General features: G+C 37.2%; 4 protein-coding genes. All 4 read right to left on the bottom strand.

Going from position 1 to position 2,559, the window contains the following annotated elements; translation table 11 throughout:
• On the bottom strand, nt 1–209 hold a 209-nt coding region (locus tag RT445_RS23550; RefSeq protein WP_313471752.1), incomplete at its 3' end, for a YutD family protein.
• 33 nt (nt 210–242) lie between these two features.
• Entirely contained in the window at nt 243–1,160 is a 918-nt protein-coding gene (lipA, locus tag RT445_RS23545) for a lipoyl synthase (protein ID WP_274794260.1), read from the bottom strand.
• Between the two features lie 107 nt (nt 1,161–1,267).
• Nucleotides 1,268–2,065, bottom strand: a complete 798-nt coding sequence (gene yunB / locus RT445_RS23540) for a sporulation protein YunB (RefSeq protein WP_274794261.1) — start codon at nt 2,063–2,065, stop codon at nt 1,268–1,270.
• A gap of 23 nt (nt 2,066–2,088) precedes the next feature.
• On the bottom strand, nt 2,089–2,559 hold a 471-nt coding region (locus tag RT445_RS23535; RefSeq protein WP_313471750.1), incomplete at its 5' end, for an HD-GYP domain-containing protein.

Genomic DNA, 2,559 nt, shown 5'->3' with positions numbered 1-2,559 from the left:
TGCAACGTACTTATTTTCGTATCAAACGTTGATTTTTGATTTTTATCATCAAAAAAGCCCTTTAAACGTAATTGGTTATAGCCCCAATCGCCTACAATATAATCATATCTAGCTAAGATATCTGAGTACCTTTCCTGGAAAACATCCTCCTGAAAGGCTTCTCGATAGTCTTCTATTAGTTCATATTCTAATCCTTCAACTATGATCAAAGTGACACCACCCTTTTTGTTCAGCCTTGACGTTTAGAATTCTGCTTGTAATTGACGTTCTTTTGTTGCAGCATTTACTTGTTCGTCAGCATGGTAACTACTACGTACAAGTGGGCCAGCTTCACAATGTTTAAAGCCTTTTTCCATAGCGATCTTACGCAGTTTACCAAATTCTATTGGTGAATAATACTTTTTAACTGGAAGATGCTTTTTCGTTGGCTGTAAATATTGTCCAATCGTCATAATATCTACATTATTCGCACGTAAATCATCCATTACTTCTAAAATTTCTTCGTGTGTTTCACCTAATCCAATCATTAAAGATGATTTTGTTGGAATATCTGGCTGCATCTCTTTTGCCAAACGAAGGAACTCTAAAGAGCGTTCGTATTTTGCACGAGCACGTACTCTTGGTGTTAAGCGACGTACTGTTTCAATATTATGATTTAAAATATCTGGTTTCGCATCCATAAGCATTTGAAGGTTTTCCTTCACTCCACCTAAATCTGATGGTAATACCTCAACAGATGTGAATGGACTTTTACGGCGAATAGCACGAACTGTTTCTGCTAAAACCTGTGCACCGCCATCCTTTAAATCGTCACGCGCTACCATTGTAATAACCACGTGTTTTAGGTTCATAATAGCTACTGAATCTGCAACGCGCTCTGGTTCTGCTAAATCTAATTCATTAGGTAAGCCTGTTTTAACGGCACAGAAACGGCATGCACGTGTACATACAGATCCAAGAATCATCATAGTAGCAGTTCGTCTTTCTCCCCAACATTCATGGATATTTGGACAGCGAGCCTCTTCACAAACTGTATGCAGATTTTTTTCACGCATTAGCTTTTTAAGCCCTTTATATTCATCATTCGTGTTTAGTTTTATTTTTAGCCACTCTGGTTTTCTTAAATGTTCTTCTTTACTTGTAGGTTTACAAGATGTCATACGAATATCGCCCCTATCAAAAATATGCATTTTTTAATATTAACTATCTTCACTGTTGTCAATGTAACATATTAAATGAACTCCAACAACTATCACAACAAACATTTCTATTTAAATGGGACAGGTATTTCAATGGAAGGTTGAGGTGCATCACTGCTATTTGTATAAATGTTTGGAACAGGCCCTCTTGTTAAGCCCATTGCTACAGGGATATCCTGTGCAACGGTTGAAGATTTACTTGCAAATGGGACAATAATCTGGACATTTACTTCTAAATGAATGCCTACCTCCACATAGGCACTGTTAATCCCAAATTCTTGAATGGAGGATGTCACATTGCTATGAACGTTCCCAATTACGTGGAAGCGAATCGGGATTTTTGGTCCTAGATTTCCGAGCAAAGGGATATTAGCCGCCTGACCAAGTGGCACAAAGAAAACTATACCATCACCTTCTTGAATTCTGTTTATATCGTATTCAACATTCTCTAATTCAGGTAAATGGGATAATTCCCCTTGTTCAGCTTGCTCTAAATACATTTTGACAAGCTCTAATGTCTCCGCTCGAACACGATTAATAATTTCCGTATTAAATTTTGTCGTCATCATTTCAGACGTACCTGGAGGAATATCTTCAATGATATCATTTACATCTAATACATTGGAGGTACGCGAATTAATTGCTTTACTCACAACATATGATGCAATTTTATTGGTCTGTACTTCAGCGTATTGCAAATAGGTGGGCATGAGCCTTTCATTTAAAAAATAAATAAATAATATAAGGCAAGCAACCATACTAATAATTAAAATGGTTAATCGATTAAGACGCATTCCCCTTTTACTATATGAGCGTAATTTCATTCTTTTTCGAGGGAAAAACAAAAAAATCTCCTCCTGTTCCATAACGTATGAACAGGAGGAGCAATTTATTCTACTTTTGTAGGAACCACATAATCTGTCTCAACATTTTCGATTGTCACTCCAGGATAGTCCACTAAATTAATTTCATATGTAGCTGCGAGCAATTGATTTTGCTCCTCAAAAATACGAATCCACGGCAATGCTGCATCTAATGGATTTTGTCTAGAGACAATACCACGTCGTCCATCAGATAACTTTAAAATAACGCCATTAGGATAATGGACAACAGCTCGTTTTAAAGCTTTTACAATTCGTGCATCAAACAGAGTACCAGAGCCCGCTTCAACGATAGCTAGTCCTTGTGAGGGCAACATCTTTTCACGATAAACACGATTTGTAGTAACAGCATCAAATACATCAGCAACGCCAATAATCTTGGCAAATGGATGAATTTCAAAGTCTACAAGGCCTCTTGGATAGCCACTTCCATCAATGCGTTCATGATGTTGAAATGCACAGTGTGCCACAAGCAATGA

It is taken from the genome of Lysinibacillus sp. (assembly GCF_032093475.1).
GTDB classification, from domain to species: domain Bacteria; phylum Bacillota; class Bacilli; order Bacillales_A; family Planococcaceae; genus Lysinibacillus; species Lysinibacillus irui.
Note: the sequence above shows the minus strand (reverse complement) of the source record. Positions and strands in the feature narration are given on the sequence as shown.